Source organism: Muricauda sp. MAR_2010_75, assembly GCF_000745185.1.
Taxonomy (GTDB): domain Bacteria; phylum Bacteroidota; class Bacteroidia; order Flavobacteriales; family Flavobacteriaceae; genus Flagellimonas.
Map to the genome: position 1 here is coordinate 4,182,025 of NZ_JQNJ01000001.1, position 16,483 is coordinate 4,198,507.

11 protein-coding genes are annotated in these 16,483 nt (G+C 42.2%); 8 read left to right on the forward strand and 3 right to left on the reverse strand.

Annotation, left to right across the window (positions count from 1 at the left end; genetic code table 11):
• The first annotated feature begins 3 nt into the window (after positions 1-3).
• The 3 genes from FG28_RS18885 to FG28_RS18895 all read left to right on the forward strand — a co-directional run bounded on the left by FG28_RS18885 (position 4) and on the right by FG28_RS18895 (position 4,619).
• Positions 4-1,830: an ABC transporter ATP-binding protein gene (locus FG28_RS18885; RefSeq protein WP_036385590.1), complete on the forward strand. Its 1,827-nt coding sequence runs from the start codon at positions 4-6 to the stop codon at positions 1,828-1,830.
• A 484-nt stretch (positions 1,831-2,314) separates the two neighbouring features.
• On the forward strand, positions 2,315-3,397 hold the full coding sequence (locus FG28_RS18890) for a GNAT family N-acetyltransferase (protein ID WP_197062631.1): 1,083 nt from the start codon (positions 2,315-2,317) through the stop codon (positions 3,395-3,397).
• Entirely contained in the window at positions 3,390-4,619 is a 1,230-nt protein-coding gene (locus tag FG28_RS18895) for a GNAT family N-acetyltransferase (RefSeq protein ID WP_036385591.1), read from the forward strand. Before FG28_RS18890 ends, FG28_RS18895 begins: the two co-directional genes overlap by 8 nt.
• A gap of 25 nt (positions 4,620-4,644) precedes the next feature.
• Here the strand turns inward: FG28_RS18895 and FG28_RS18900 are convergent, their stop codons facing one another.
• Positions 4,645-5,607: a GNAT family N-acetyltransferase gene (locus FG28_RS18900; protein WP_036385592.1), complete on the reverse strand. Its 963-nt coding sequence runs from the start codon at positions 5,605-5,607 to the stop codon at positions 4,645-4,647.
• A 154-nt stretch (positions 5,608-5,761) separates the two neighbouring features.
• Positions 5,762-6,793, reverse strand: coding sequence for an oxidoreductase (locus tag FG28_RS18905; RefSeq protein ID WP_036385593.1), 1,032 nt, complete (start codon positions 6,791-6,793; stop codon positions 5,762-5,764).
• Positions 6,794-6,852: 59 nt separating this feature from the next.
• On the opposite strand from FG28_RS18905, the gene FG28_RS18910 reads away from it, so the two are divergent.
• The 3 genes from FG28_RS18910 to FG28_RS18920 all read left to right on the forward strand — a co-directional run bounded on the left by FG28_RS18910 (position 6,853) and on the right by FG28_RS18920 (position 10,090).
• Complete coding sequence (locus FG28_RS18910) at positions 6,853-8,067, forward strand: RsmB/NOP family class I SAM-dependent RNA methyltransferase (RefSeq protein WP_036385595.1); 1,215 nt, start codon at positions 6,853-6,855, stop codon at positions 8,065-8,067.
• A 200-nt stretch (positions 8,068-8,267) separates the two neighbouring features.
• Positions 8,268-9,110: an SDR family NAD(P)-dependent oxidoreductase gene (locus FG28_RS18915; RefSeq protein WP_036385597.1), complete on the forward strand. Its 843-nt coding sequence runs from the start codon at positions 8,268-8,270 to the stop codon at positions 9,108-9,110.
• Positions 9,111-9,187: 77 nt separating this feature from the next.
• Entirely contained in the window at positions 9,188-10,090 is a 903-nt protein-coding gene (locus FG28_RS18920) for an AraC family transcriptional regulator (protein WP_036386886.1), read from the forward strand.
• Between the two features lie 83 nt (positions 10,091-10,173).
• On the opposite strand, the gene FG28_RS18925 is transcribed toward FG28_RS18920, so the two are convergent.
• Positions 10,174-11,766: an amidohydrolase gene (locus tag FG28_RS18925; protein WP_036386888.1), complete on the reverse strand. Its 1,593-nt coding sequence runs from the start codon at positions 11,764-11,766 to the stop codon at positions 10,174-10,176.
• Positions 11,767-12,288: 522 nt separating this feature from the next.
• On the opposite strand from FG28_RS18925, the gene purL reads away from it, so the two are divergent.
• The gene (gene purL, locus FG28_RS18930) at positions 12,289-15,996 is read left to right on the forward strand and encodes a phosphoribosylformylglycinamidine synthase (RefSeq protein ID WP_036385598.1); all 3,708 of its coding nucleotides are present in this window, start codon (positions 12,289-12,291) and stop codon (positions 15,994-15,996) included.
• On the forward strand, positions 15,986-16,441 hold the full coding sequence (locus tag FG28_RS18935; protein ID WP_036385600.1) for a GNAT family N-acetyltransferase: 456 nt from the start codon (positions 15,986-15,988) through the stop codon (positions 16,439-16,441). Before purL ends, FG28_RS18935 begins: the two co-directional genes overlap by 11 nt.
• The last annotated feature ends 42 nt before the right edge of the window (positions 16,442-16,483 follow it).

Here is a 16,483-nt window from a genome sequence, read left to right on the forward strand (position 1 = left end):
TGAATGAACTACTTTAAAAAAATACTCCGTTTTGCGGGACCGTACCGCAAATACGGTTATTTGAATATTTTCTTCAATATTCTGTATGCGCTTTTCAGTGCCCTGTCCTTTGCTGCACTTATTCCCATGCTTGATGTCTTGTTCAAACCGGAGCAAAAGGTCTATGTGAAACCTATTTATGAAGGTTTTTCCAAATCAAAAGATTACTTACAAGACTATATTAACTATAGGGTGACCGCCTATTCTGGAGACGACGATATGAAAGGATTGGTATTGGTCATAAGTTTGGTATTGGCACTTTTTCTGTTAAAAAATGCATTTAATTATTTGGCGATGTATTTCATCACATTTTTAAGAAATGGGGTGCTTAAGGACATCAGAAATAAAATGTACCAAAAGATAGTAGATCTCCCAATCTCCTATTTCTCGGAAAAGCGAAAAGGAGATGTCATTGCCAGAATCACTTCAGACGTATTGGAGATACAACATTCCTTCCTGTCCATTTTGGAGTTGATAGTACGTGAACCGCTTACTATACTATTCACCATTTTGGTCATGTTCGGAATAAGTGCTAAACTGACCATTTTTGTTTTTATTTTCATTCCTATTGCTGGCATGTTGATTTCACGTATCGGAAAATCCCTCAAACGAAAATCGGACCGCGTGCAAAAGGAACAAGGAGAATTTCTTTCCATAGTGGAAGAAACTTTGGGTGGTCTCCGGGTCATCAAAGCTTTTAATTCTGAGTCTAAATTTTACAATACGTTCAAAAATTCAACGACGCGCTTTTTCAAGTTTTCCAATTCGCTATTGAATAGACAAAACCTAGCCTCTCCCACCGGAGAGTTCTTGGGGATTTTAGTCATTGGGGTATTACTGTGGTTTGGTGGAAAAATGGTATTGGTGGACAAAACGTTGGATGCATCCTCCTTTATTGCCTATATGGGGTTGGCCTATAACATCCTTACTCCTGCCAAAGCTATCAGCAAAGCATCCTACGGTGTTAAAAAAGGAAATGCGGCTGCAGAACGGGTTTTGGAAATTCTGGAATCTGAAAATCCCATCAAGGATATGGAAGGTGCCATGGAGAAAACCGATTTCAACTCCGGAATTGAGCTCAAAAATATTTCCTTCAAGTACGAGGATGATTATGTGTTGAAGGATTTCAACCTAAAGGTTGATAAAGGCCAAACCGTGGCCCTGGTCGGCCAGTCTGGAAGCGGGAAAAGTACGGTGGCCAATTTGGTGACCCGTTTCTACGATGTCAACGAAGGGGAATTGTTGCTGGATGGCATCAACATCAAGAATATTACCAAAAAATCACTCCGTGGTCTTATGGGCTTGGTAACACAAGATTCCATTTTGTTCAATGATACGGTGAAAAACAATATCGCCCTAGGCAAGGAAAATGCCACTACAGAGGAAATCGTAGCTGCAGCCAAAGTGGCCAATGCACATGACTTTATTATGGACCTGCCCCATGGCTACGACACCAATATTGGGGACAGCGGCAACAAATTGAGTGGCGGTCAGAAACAACGCCTCTCCATTGCACGTGCCGTGCTTAAAAATCCACCTATCATGATTTTGGACGAGGCCACCTCAGCTCTGGATACGGAAAGTGAGCGCTTGGTACAGGATGCTTTGGAAAAAATGATGCAGAACCGGACTTCAATAGTAATTGCCCACCGATTGTCTACGATTCAAAGTGCAGATTCCATTGTGGTGATGAGCAAAGGAAAAATTGTAGAGCAGGGTACCCACGAGGAGCTGATGAAATCCAAAAAAAGCTATAAAAAGCTGGTGGAAATGCAGTCGTTTTCCTCCTAAGGGTTCCTGAAAGAACAAGGAGCAAGAATCAAGAACAAGTGCAATTGCAAGTTCAAACGGCAAGTGGTTCCTTTTGCTTTAAAAAATTCTTCATTTCACTTCAGAATGGGCAATGTCATGCCGAACTCAAAGCAAAGGCATGGCGAGATTCTTCACTCCGCTCAGAATGACATCTCCAAAAACTTATGCAATTCCTACCTGCGGCCGGCAGGTGTGTCAAACCTGCAAAAGTTCAAGTTCAAATAGTACATGCTACTTTTACCAAAAAAATACAAGAGCAGTTTTTTATTCCATTTTCGGTATGAGAAGTCAAAAGACAAATTTTAATGGTTGATTTTAAATGAAACAACGACAACCTAAGCCCTAAAAAGTGATTTCATCGAGTTTTTCAATCCTTTGAACCAATCTGCTGATTCACATGACTTTTGTCATGTTTCCTAAAATCTTATACCGCTATTTTCGTTATATTTACAAAATTGAACTTATGCAGGTCATTCAGGATAGAAATGCTTGGGGACAAGTTGTGGACCGATGTGAGCAAGCTGATTTTTATCATACCTACGACTACCATCAGATATCAAAAAAAACTGATGAAAGACCTATTTTGGTCAAATATGAAAGGGGTAATTCCCTTATTGCACTTCCATTGCTCATTAGGGACATAGAAGGAACAGAGCTCAAGGATGCCACTTCGGTTTATGGCTATGTTGGGCCCGTAGGCAAAAATGTTGACCCTTCTTTTAACAATGAGGATTTCAAAAAGCAGCTCTGTGATTTTTTAAGGGATAACCAGATTGTTTCGGTATTCTCCAGATTACATCCATTTATCAGCAAACAGGACACAATTCTTAAGGGTATTGGAAATATAGTCCCCCATGGGAATGTAGTGAACATAGACCTTACCCTAAGTTTAGAGCAGCAAAAAAAACAATATGGTAGAAGGCTAAAAACCTACATCAACAAGGAAGTCAAGGAGTATGACATCATTGATGGGATTCAAGAAAAATGCTTGGACGAGTTCATTGCCACTTATTGTGACAATATGAAAAGACTCCATGCCAAACCCAGCTACTTCTTTGGCAAAAAGTATTTTTATAAACTTTTGGCCAGTAGTCAAATTCACGCTGAACTTTTGGTGGCCCAACACAAAGAATCCGGTGAGTTTGCAGGAGGTGCCATTTTTACCAAAAACAATGGCACGGTGCAGTATCACTTATCCGGTGTTAAAAGCGAATATTTTCATCTAAATCCAATTAAACTGCTAATAGACCACGTTCGAAAAACATCTACTGAGGAAGGGTATGTCAACTTTAACTTAGGAGGTGGGCTCAATGGAAAAGATGAAGATTCTCTTTTTTACTTTAAGTCTGGATTTTCCAAAGATTATAGAAAATTTAGCTCTTGGCAATACATTGTGGATGAAACCCAATATAAAAAGCTCTTAAAACAGAGAGAAGCCAAAAATGCCTCTGAAATTGATAAGAACTCATGCTTTTTTCCCCTTTATCGTCTAGATTCCAACAACAAAAAGGAAATTTCTGAAATAAACTGCCTTGGCGATGATTGACAATCCCTTTCTGTCAGAAACCTTCACTAAAAAATGGGCTAAAAGTTTTGGTAAAGAAGAAACACCAACTGATGTTGAAGGTGTTTACGGCCCAAAATTCTATCGAGGAAAATGGGGCATACTTACTAATTATGGGAAAACCCATACCAAGGGGATGCAATACACCTTGGAACGTCCCTTGAGTCTAAAAAAAGAAATTCTGTTGATTTTTGATGTACCAACTTATTTCAAAATCCCACAACCCCAAGAATTAAACCCCACAAAACTTATACGGGTCAAACAATATCCTGGTTTTTTAATTGAGTTGGACAGTTTTTCAAGCTTGCAGGAGTATCTGCAGAAAAAATTCAAGAAATCGAGCCGATACAAGTTGTACAAATACAGCAGAAGACTCTCGGAATGTTTCGAAATAAAAACACAGATGTACCTAGGTGATGCTATTACCGAAGAAGCGTACAACTTCCTCTTTGATAGGTTTAGGGAGCTTTTGGAAAAACGATTTCTGGACAAGGCAGAGCACAACAACAACTTGGATGAAAAAGAATGGGATTTCTATAAAAGTGTGGCCTATCCACTTATCCTAAAAAAACAAGCAGGACTTTTTGTGGTTAAAAACGGGGAAAATCCCATTGCCATAACATTGGTCTATTTTTCCAAGGACATTATTTTTGATGCCATTACCGTTTTTGATATTGATTATGCCAAATTCCATTTGGGTTCCGTCAATATTATGCACCTTATTGATTGGGGCATTGCCAACAAATTCAAACTACTGGACTTTTCCAAAGGTTATTTTGATTACAAAACCCGCTGGGCCACAAAAAGCTATGATTTTGAATACCACATTCTCTACAATTCCAAATCATTTTCATCCGTTGCAAAGGCCATGTTGGCCAAAAATTATTTCAAGCTAAAACAATATCTCAGGGAAAAAGATCTTAACCTGTTATTGAACAAAGTCCTTTTTCGTTTTCGCAAAAAAGAATGGGATTCTACAAACGCATCGGATGAAAAAGGCAAATCCATTGTTTTTGAAGATGTTGAAGTACAAGATACATCCCTCATAAAAATAGATGCTTATAGTCCACAGGTCATTAAATTATTTTTTGATTTTTTGTATTTGAACAATGAGTCCGCCAAAGATGTTGAGGTGTTTTATGGTTCCAACGGGCAATATCTATTTCGGGGCAAAAATTCCGAAAAAGTAGCCCACTTCACTTAATTTTCCGGCCTAGAGTCCTTGGGTTTTATGGATTTTTCCAATCAAATCCTTTTAGTTTTTTTGACATCCGGCGGTACAATAAACGATCTATGCTGAACACTTTGCCCAAAATTCCCCTATCCCGTAAATATTGTTTAAACTGTAACTTCCCTTTAGTTAACTGCATTCTTAAACGCCCTGCCACAGAGCCGCTTTTATAAAATAAAAGGTGATGGTAAAGGTAGGTGTGGTTGGACCATTTAACCTTGTAATAGGTTTCCCCCATTAAAAAATCAAAGATTTTAAAATTATGGGCCATAAGCCAATCCAAACGTTCCATCATACACACATCTCCCATATAATATTTTTGATATTCCTCATCAAATACCTGAATGTATCCAAAACAAATATCCTCCAAATAGAAGTCCATGGCAAGGGCTATGGGTTCTTTGCCATCATATATGACGAACAATGATGCCTCGTTACGTAAAATCATGGGGTAGACCAGTTCGTGGTACGTTTTCCAAACCAAAAGATACCTGTTCTGAATTTTCTTCTCATCAAACCTTTTCTTCAGCAGGTCATAGAACCTGTCAAATAAAAAATCGTAATGTTCCCGGTCGATTTCCCCGTAATGGTTCCTGTAGGTAATGTTATAATGGGTCTCGAGCTGCCTTTTTTTGGCTTTAATGTTCTTTATGGACTTTTTACTGAATTTGGTGGACATGTAGTCAAAAGGCGTTTCGCTACCCGACAAATCACATAAAAAGCCTTGATATTGCTTTACTTTTCTGGTTTTTAGCCGATTTGATTCAGCCTTAAGCGCCACATCAAGGTAATCCGGAACATCAGTAACCTTTGAAAAGCTTGCAATCTTGTTGGGGAATGGACTTGCAGGTATTGGAGCAAACTCTTTATTGGTAATAGAATTCCGGATAGGATTGGAATAAAATGAATGAAGTTCTCGCCTCAAAAAAAGGTCAAAAATAAAACCAGGAGTGTGAATCATAATATCCAATGCAATTTTTAAAGTCTATCAACAGTGAGCAAGAGACTTAAACTCTTGAACAACTTGAGGTATAAAGGTAAGGCAGATCAATACGTTTTCCATGAAAAGACGATAAGGGGTTGTTTCATTCAGATGTAGAAACAAGAGCCGCCTTTTACTGAAAAACCAACTTCGAAATTCGGTTTCTTCCAGCAGCATAGGCCACCGAATCGTTCAAAAACCGAAGCGTGTAAAAGGATTCCTCACTGAATGATTTCCAGTTTTCTCCCCCATCCCCAGAATACGAAATCCCGGTAAACCCTACAGCAACCAGACCTTTTCCCTCTGAATTGGGCACAAACTGTACACAGCTTTTGTAATCGGGTTCCTGTCCATCTGCAATGAGGTCCCACGTTTTGCCACCATCATAGGTAATCATTTTATTGGCTTTATTGGATTCCGGTTGGGTGTAATCCCCTCCCATCGCAAATCCTGTGGTTTCATCATAAAAATCCATGGAATAGATGCCTTGGGTTTCTTCCTGGTGAATAATTTCGGTTTGCTGAACAGTCCAAGTTTTTCCTTTATCTTCAGAATGGTAGACACGTCCTGCTGTGGTACCAATCCATGCATGGTTTCCTGACAACGCAACATTACTATTGCTGGCCGCAAAGGCCCCTTCGCCTTCCATACCTTCCGGCAGGTTGGCGCACGGAATCTTGTTCCAGGTTTGCCCTCCATCCCTGGTAATGATGATGGACAGGCATCCATTAACCGTATCGCCCATGGCTATACCTTCGGTATCGTTCCAAAAAGCCATACAATCATAAAATACACCTTCGCCATCTTCCTTATACACCAATTCCATTTTTCCTTGGTCGCCTGTTTTGTAAAGTAATGCCAGACTATCAATGGAAATCATAAAGAAGTCGTTTGAAGTATTTCCCACCGCCCTAAAAGCGGGTGTAATGGAATCATAAACCTGAACATTGGAACGAACTCTCTGGGTGGTAACATCTACAGTTCCGTACATACCCCTACTTCCTGCAAAAGCCAAGGTTCTGCCATCCAAAAACGTAATGGCCCGGATACTGACCGAATCTTCAAAAACCGGAGTGATTGACACCGATTGAAAGGGTTTGTATTGTGGCTCTTCAGCACAGGAAATTAAAATAAGGATGAACAAAACCAAAGGAGAAAACCGCATGCTATTTATTTTCTGTAAAAGTACACAGAAATGGTACCTTTGCAACCTTATTTTACACCATGCGTTTACACCGAAATCTTGTTTTTGCCGTAATTGATGCCCTGAATATGATTTTCAATGAAGGGGAATATGCCGATAAGGTCATAGAGAAAGTCTTACGCTATGATAAACGCTGGGGAGCCCGTGACCGTGCTTTTATTGCTGAAACCACCTACGATATTGTACGCTGGAAACGACTCTATACCGAGATTGCCGAAGCCAACGAACCCTATACTCGTCCCCATTTGTTCCGATTATTCACCGTATGGTGCGTATTGCGGGGAATCCGAATTCCCGACTGGAAACAATTGGAAGACACTCCGGAACGCCGAATCAAAGGACGATTTGATGAATTGTCAAAAATCAGAAAGTTTCGGGAGTCCATTCCCGATTGGATGGATGAATTGGGCGAGAAAGCATTGGGAGATAAACTTTGGACCAAAGAAATTGCTGCCCTGAATCAACAGGCCGATGTTATCCTCCGTACCAATACCCTGAAAATCCAAAGAAAACAATTGCAAGATTTTTTGGCCAAGGATGATATTGAAACCGAAACCTTGGAAGGGTATCCGGATGCACTACGCTTAAAGGAACGCAAAAATGTATTCACCACAGCAGCTTTTAAAGATGGATTATTTGAGGTGCAGGATGCTTCTTCCCAATTGGTGGCCCCATTCTTGGAGGTGAAACCCGGGCAACGTGTCATTGATGCTTGTGCCGGTGCTGGGGGCAAGACCCTTCACTTGGCTTCGCAAATGGAAAATAAGGGTCAACTCATTGCTCTGGACATTTACGAGAGCAAACTGAAGAAGCTAAAGATTCGGGCAAGACGAAACGGGGTCCATAACTTTGAGACACGGGTCATTGATTCCACAAAAGTCATTAAAAAACTCTATAATAGTGCCGACCGATTGTTATTGGATGCACCTTGTTCCGGTTTGGGCGTATTGCGAAGAAACCCAGATTCCAAATGGAAATTGGAACCCGAATTCATAGACCGTATCATGGGCGTACAGCAAGATATTCTTCAGAATTACAGTAGAATGGTTAAAAAAGGAGGACAAATGGTCTATGCCACCTGCTCCATCCTGCCCCAAGAAAACACGGAACAGGTGAAAAAATTCCTTGCTTCCGAAGCTGGGCAGGATTTTGAGTTCATCAAGGAAAAAAACGTCTATGCCTCAGAAAGTGGTTTTGATGGATTTTATATGGCTTTGTTGAAGAAGAACGCCTAAATGTCGCATCGAGCGCAGTCGAGATGTGCCTTAAAGGTTCTCGACTCCGCTCGAACTGACAATTCACTTTACCTTTTATTCCTTCATCGTAGTAGCACTATTCCAAATTCGGCTACAACAACCGAAGATTTGGCTACACCTCTCCTTTTGTTTAGGGTCAACTTTGCAGTGTCAATTCATAAAATTTAAAACAAAGAAAAATGAACACAAAGAAAGTTTGGTTGGTCACAGGAGCATCAAAAGGTCTTGGACTGGCTTTAGTGAAAAAGTTATTGGATGGAGGATACCGAGTGGCCGCTACCTCCAGAAGTTTACCTGCGCTGAAAAGTGCAGTAGGCACTCATGATAATTTTCTGCCGTTGCAGGTTGATTTAATGAGTGAGGTAAGCATAGCCTCTGGAATCTCCAAAACCGTTGAAACATTTGGAAGTCTTGATGTGGTGGTCAACAACGCAGGCTACGGTCAAAATGGAACCTTGGAAGAGTTGACTGATTCGGAATGCAGACAAAACTTTGATGTAAACGTTTTTGGCTTATTGAATGTAGTTCGCAAAGCCATGCCAATTTTAAGGGGGCAAGGTTCCGGACATATTTTCAATATTGCTTCGGTTGCTGGAATGGTGGCCAATTTTCCAGGATTTGGTATCTATTGTGCCACAAAATTTGCTGTGGTTGGGCTAACCGAAGCCCTCTCAGAAGAAGCAAAACCTTTTGGAATCAATACCACTTTGGTCTATCCTGGCTATTTCCGTACGGAATTCTTAACTAGTGATTCCTTGCGTTTGGCAGCTAACCGTATGGATGTCTATGCCAATGCACGTGAGTCTGAACGCCTTCATATAGAAGAAATTTCTGGAAATCAGTTGGGTGATCCTGAAAAAGCAGCAAAGGTACTGATAGAGGTAGCTGAAAGTGATAATCCCATGCTTCATTTGTTCTTGGGAAGTGATGCGTATGCCATGGCTGAAAACAAATTGAAAACCTTGGAAAATGCCTTGCTCGCCTATAAGGAGTTGAGCTATTCCACCGATTTTGCGAATTAATAGTTAATTTGGTAAATGCTGGGCCGATCATTTGGTTTGCCCAGCATTTACTCCACAATTTTTTGATACAAATCCAGATGTACACTTTTAATACATTAAGCGAGTTTCATACCTTTTGCAATCTGCCAAAACCAGAGCATCCTTTAGTAAGCTTAATTGATTACTCAAAAGTAAACTACCAAACTCATGATAAAGAGGTCACTTGGATACAAAATTTTTACTCCATTGGACTAAAAAGAGATGTTCCCGCCAAGGTACGATATGGTCAACAGCAGTACGATTTTGATGAGGGGTTGTTGAGTTTTATTGCCCCACGTCAAGTGCTTCAGTTTGAAATGTTGCCTGCTGAAACAACGCCTTCAGGTTGGTTGCTTCTGATTCATCCCGATTTTTTATGGAATACCCCCTTGGCCAAAAACATCAAAAACTATGAATTCTTTGGTTATGACATCAACGAAGCCCTTTTTCTTTCTGAAAAGGAAGAGAAAACCCTAACGGATATCCTGCTGAACATTCAACACGAATACCATTCCAACACGGATACATTCAGTCAAAATATCATCATTGCACAACTGGAACTATTTTTCAATTATGCAGAACGCTATTATCAACGCCAATTCATCACACGAAAAATTTCAAACCACGAGATTTTGGTTCGGTTGGAGGACCTTCTCAACAATTACTTCAACCATGAGGAAGCCATCCATAAAGGACTCCCTTCGGTCCAATATGTTGCGGAAACCTTGAATGTTTCCCCCAATTATTTGAGCAGTCTGCTTAAAGTATTGACAGGACAGAGCACCCAGCAACATATCCATGAAAAATTGATTGAAAAAGCGAAGGAAAAACTGTCCACCACCCAACTTTCCATAAGCGAGATTGCCTATACTTTGGGATTTGAGCACTCCCAATCGTTCAGTAAACTGTTCAAGAGCAAAACCAAGCAATCACCCTTGGCGTTTAGGGCATTATTTAACTGATTTGCACTCATGTCAAATCGAGCGCAGTCGAGATGTGCCTCAAAGGTTCTCGACTCCGCTGGAACTGACAATTCTCTTTACTCTTATTCCTTCACCGTAGGATACTCTACTCCCAACTGCTCCAAATAGGAGTCGTATTTGGTCTCATCGTAGTAGTATTGCTCCAACTCATCCCGGAAGGTATCCTGCTTATCCTTGTTTAAATAGACAGGAGGCATATCATCCGCAGAAATCATGGGCTGATACTTGGTTTCTTTGCTCTGCTCATTGTTGAAGTAATTCCAAGCTCCTTCCAGCAATTCAGGTTTCAACAAAAAGTCCAACAAGGTCATGGCTTCCGCTTTTGCGCCGGCCGTCACCCCTTTGTGGGCAATAGGCGTAGCCATGGCGATGGCGTTGCTCCAATGGTGACCTTGCAAACCGGGAATATTGGAAGGAAAACGCATGGTCACTGTTGGGATTTTCCAGGAAATGTCACCAATATCATCCGAACCACCGCTAATGGGTTCCAATACGGGAAGGCCAATTTCATCCAACTCGGTGGGAAGACCTTCAATTTTTTCGGAACCTACTTCAGTTTGTACAGCTTTGGCCAAAGTTTGGTCCGCATCGGACCAAGTGGGCAACCCTACTTTTTCAATATTCTCATACATGGTCTCGGCAATCACTTTATTATAATGTCTGGGCCAAGCGGTTCCCAAAATCCGTGAGGTCATGGTAGTTCCTGTCATCAAAGCCGCACCTTTGGCAATGTCGTTTGCCTCAGCATACATCTCCATGATGCCTTCATAAGTAATGTCTCTAAAATAGAACCAGATAGCTGCTTTGGAGGGCACTACGTTTGGCTGGTCTCCCGCATCAGTAAAAATGGAATGTGAGCGTTTTAGGGGATGCAGGTGCTCTCTCTTGTAATTCCAGCCAATATTCATCAATTCAGCGGCATCCAAGGCACTTCTTCCCCTCCATGGTGCACCGGCGGAATGCGCGGCCTCTCCTTCAAAAAGGTATTCCACCGAAATCAATCCAGTACCTCGGGTAGGACCCCAAGAAACGCCAAAATTGTTGCCTACGTGGGTGAAGATGCACATATCGATATCGTCAAAAAGACCATCACGCACATACCATGCTTTCGCAGCGACCAATTCCTCGGCAATTCCGGGCCATAGAATCAAAGTACCCCCAATATTTTCACGCTCCATGATTTCTTTTACCGCCAGGGCTGATGTGATATTTAAAGGGATACCAGAATTGTGGCCCTCACCATGACCGGGCGCACCTTCCACAATGGGTTTATGATAGGCAACACCAGGATATTGCGAAGCTTTGGGAATACAGTCTACATCACTACCCAACGCAATTGTGGGTCCGTCCCCATTGCTCCATGTGGCAAACCATGCGGTGGGAATCCCTGAAATGGAATGCTCTATGGCAAACCCATTGCTCTCCAAGATTCCGGTAAGGTATTTGGAGCTTTCCTCCTCTTGAAAACCGAGTTCAGCAAAGCTGAATATTTTGTCCACCATAACTTGGGACTGTTTTTTGTGGTCTTCCACAATTTGGGCGACCTCGGTCTTTAGTTTTTCAATCTGTTTTTTGGAATATTTTTTTTGGGCGGTTGCCGTGGCAACAGAACAAAACAATAGCGCCCCGGTTAATAGGGTATTGACAGTTTTCATACGGTTGGATTTTGAATTAGCATTAATCCTTCTAAGATAGGGAAAGAGCAGAAAAATAACCATAGCAAGATACAATTGCAATCCAATTTTTAATTACTCCATAAAATAATACTGGAATTATTGGTTTTAATTCCCTTTTAATCGGTCATCCAACTGAATATGCCATCCACAAAAGTCAAAATAGCCCACGAAGTACATTTTTTAATAGATGCTTGAGAAAGTTGACCCATGTACCAGCACTCCAATGGTCAATCAAAATAAGAAGGATGCCCAAAATTACAATGGAGGCAAGTAGCCATTTCACGATTTTCCTTCTTCGTTCTTTCATACCAGAAACCTTAAACAGCTTTCAAACTAGTCAAATGGGTTTGTGACCTGTGTTGCAAATTTGTCAGTAACGCTTGGGAATTGATAAATCAGCTATCAACACGCATGGTTCAAAACTCTAAACATTCGAAAACATAAAATCCATCCCAAAATCGTAAATTTGCACTTTCTTAAACCGTTCAACGCATAAATTGTATGATCCATTTTTTTGGGGACAAGGCTACCAAGGTTTTTGCCGTCCAGACTACTCAGGAAATCACTAAGGAAGATAATGAAAAATTAACATGGTTGTTCGGCAACCAACCCAAGATAGAAGCGGCGTCACTCGACGCCTTTTTTGTTGGGCCACGTGCCGCCATGGTCACCCCATGGAGTACCAACGCCACCGAGATTACCCAGAACATGGGCATTGCCGGAATTATTCGGATTGAGGAATTCCATGCCGTTGTGGAAGACTTTACGGATTACGATCCCATGCTCTCCCAAAAATACAAGGGATTGGGACAAGATATTTATACCATCAACATCGTCCCAGAACCCATTTTGGAGATTGAGGACATTGCCGCCTACAACCAAAAGGAAGGTTTGGCTTTGAGTGATGAGGAAGTAGCCTACCTAGAAGGGCTTGCCCAAAAATTGGGACGTAAGTTAACGGATTCTGAAGTATTCGGTTTCAGTCAGGTGAATTCGGAGCACTGCCGCCATAAAATTTTCAATGGCACCTTTATTATAGATGGGAAAGAGATGCCCTCTTCCCTATTCAAATTGATCAAAAAGACTTCCGAGGCAAATCCAAACGATATCGTTTCGGCCTACAAGGACAATGTGGCCTTCATCAAAGGACCAAAAGCCATTCAATTTGCACCAAAAAGTGCCGATAAACCGGATTTTTACGAAGAAAAAGAATTTGATTCAGTCTTATCCCTCAAAGCCGAGACGCATAACTTCCCCACCACCGTGGAGCCTTTCAACGGAGCTGCGACGGGTTCCGGAGGGGAGATTCGAGATCGTTTGGCCGGTGGAAAAGGCTCATTGCCCTTGGCGGGAACCGCTGTATACATGACTTCGTATTCTCGATTAGAGGCAAACCGACCTTGGGAAAAAGGGATGGCGGAACGTGAATGGCTCTACCAAACCCCAATGGATATTTTGATCAAGGCCTCCAATGGAGCATCCGATTTTGGAAACAAATTCGGGCAACCACTTATCGCGGGTTCGGTGCTTACATTTGAACATGATGAGTCAAAAGATATCTCGACTGCGCTCAATATGACACCTCGAAAATTAGGCTTTGACAAGGTGATCATGATGGCCGGAGGAGTTGGTTACGGAAAAACCGACCAAGCCTTAAAGGACACGCCCAAAAAAGGAGACAGAATAGTCGTTCTAGGTGGGGATAACTATCGCATCGGAATGGGTGGTGCAGCCGTTTCCAGTGCCGATACAGGAGAATTTAGTGCTGCTATAGAACTGAATGCCGTACAACGTTCCAACCCCGAAATGCAAAAAAGAGCTTCCAATGCTGTTCGTGGACTGGTGGAAAGTCATGATAACCCTATCGTTTCCATCCATGACCATGGCGCTGGAGGACACCTCAACTGCTTATCGGAATTGGTGGAAGAAACCGGAGGCAACATCGATACCGACAAATTGCCCATCGGGGACCCTACCCTTTCCAAAAAAGAACTGATTGGCAACGAATCCCAAGAACGTATGGGATTGGTGATTGGTGAAAAAGATCTGGATTTGTTGGATCGTGTGGCAGCTCGTGAGCGCTCTCCCATGTACAATGTGGGTGAGGTCACTGGTAATCATAAATTCACCTTTGAATCCCACAAATCCGGTGAAAAACCAATGGACTTGGAACTTTCGGATATGTTTGGAAGTTCACCTAAGACCATAATGGATGATAAATCGGCCCAACAAACTTATCCGCCCCTCTCCTATTCCTTGGAGCATTTCCATGAGTATTTGGAGCAGGTGCTTCAGTTGGAAGCGGTAGCCTGCAAGGATTGGCTCACTAATAAGGTGGACCGATGTGTGGGCGGGCACGTGGCGAAACAACAATGTGCTGGTCCCTTACAATTACCCTTGAACAACTGCGGGGTAATGGCCTTGGATTTTAAAGGCAAGGAAGGTATTGCCACCACCATTGGGCATTCGCCAGTTTCCGCTTTAATTGACCCTGTTGCGGGAAGTAGAAATAGTGTGACGGAATCCTTGACCAATATGGTTTGGGCACCTTTAAAAGAGGGATTGAAATCCGTTTCGCTATCCGCCAACTGGATGTGGCCCTGCCGCAACGAAGGCGAGGATGCACGTTTGTACAAGGCGGTGGAATCCTTGTCGGATTTTGTCATTGAATTGGGCATCAACGTGCCCACCGGAAAGGATTCGCTTTCCATGAAACAAAAATATAAGGATGGTGAGGTGCTGTCCCCTGGAACTGTAATTATTTCGGCAGCAGCACACTGCGATGACATCACCAAGGTAGTGGAACCTGTCCTTCAAAAGGATGGAGGTGACATCTATTACATCAACATTTCCAAAGACAGTCATAAATTAGGCGGTTCTTCCTTTGCCCAAATATTGAATGGCATCGGAAATGAAACACCTTCCGTTTTAGAGGCTGATTATGTAAAGATCGTTTTCAATACACTTCAAGGATTGATTAAAAACAATCAAATTTTGGCAGGTCACGATGTAGCCTCAGGTGGATTGATCACGACCCTTTTGGAACTCTGCTTTGCAGACAATGATCTTGGCGCCCAACTCGATTTGAACGACATTGGAGAATCCGATAGCATTAAACTATTATTTTCTGAAAATGCCGGGCTCGTTTTCCAAGCTAAGGATGCGTCCGTTGAAAACATATTGAACGATGCCGGGATTACATTCCATAATATAGGTAGTGTCGCTTCGGAGAGCACGCTCAGTATCAAAAATAATGGGGTAGAGATTGGACTGAACATTGCCTCACTGCGTGATACATGGTTCAAAACCTCCTTTTTGCTGGACAACAAACAGACTTCCCACGGACTGGCCAAAGACCGTTATGATAATTACAAAAATCAAGCTCTGAACTACAATTTTCCGGAAGATTTTACTGGAAAGCTCCCGTTGGCTTCGACTCCGATCAGCCAACGACCCAAAGCTGCTATCCTTCGCGAAAAAGGAAGCAATTCTGAGCGCGAAATGGCCAATGCGATGTATTTGGCTGGATTTGATGTGAAGGATGTGCACATGACCGACCTTATCACGGGCCGGGAAACCTTGGAAAACATTCAATTTATTGGTGCTGTGGGCGGATTCTCGAATTCGGATGTTCTGGGAAGTGCCAAAGGTTGGGCCGGAGCCTTTAAATACAATGAAAAGGCCAATAAGGCTTTAAAAGACTTTTTCGCCCGCCCCGATACTTTATCGGTGGGAATCTGTAACGGATGTCAATTGTTCATGGAATTGGACTTGATAAATCCAGAACACGAGATTCACGGTAGAATGACCTACAACGATTCACACAAGCACGAAAGTGGTTTCACCTCCGTGAAAATTCAGGAAAACAATTCGGTGATGCTCTCCAATATGGCCGGTACCACCTTGGGTGTCTGGATTTCGCATGGTGAGGGCAAATTCAGTCTTCCCCATGCTGAAAACGAGTACGACATCGTTGCCAAATATGGATATGAAGGGTATCCCGCCAATCCCAACGGCAGCGATTATAATACCGCGATGCTCTGCGACAAAACAGGTAGACATTTGGTAACCATGCCGCATATTGAGCGGTCCACGTTCCCGTGGAACTGGGCCCACTATCCAAAGGATAGAACCGATGTGGTCTCACCTTGGTTACAGGCATTTGTGAATGCCAGAAAATGGGTAGAAAACATAAACCATGAAGATTAGAAAGGCAGAAAAAGAAGATGTTCCTGTCATAGTGCAACTGTTGACCAATGACAAATTGGGGAAGCTTCGGGAAGATTATAAAGACCCTCTTCCCGATACATACTACCATGCCTTCGATAATATCTTCAATGACCCCAACCAGGAATTGGTCATCATCGAAAATGAGAATGGTGAAGTCATTGGAACCCTTCAATTGAGCTTTATTCAATATCTTACCTATAAGGGTGGAATCCGGGCTCAGATTGAAGCCGTTAGAGTGCATGAAGCCTATCGCGGCAAAGGAATTGGCAAAAAATTATTTCAGTGGGCCATTGAGCGGTCAAAACAAAAAGGAGCCCATGTGGTACAATTGACCACGGACAAAAAACGAACTGGTGCATTGGCATTCTACAAATCTTTGGGATTCACGGATTCCCACGAGGGCATGAAATTGCATATGGTGTAAAATTGGCAGGAATTTATGCTTGTTTTTGAATAACTCGTTTTA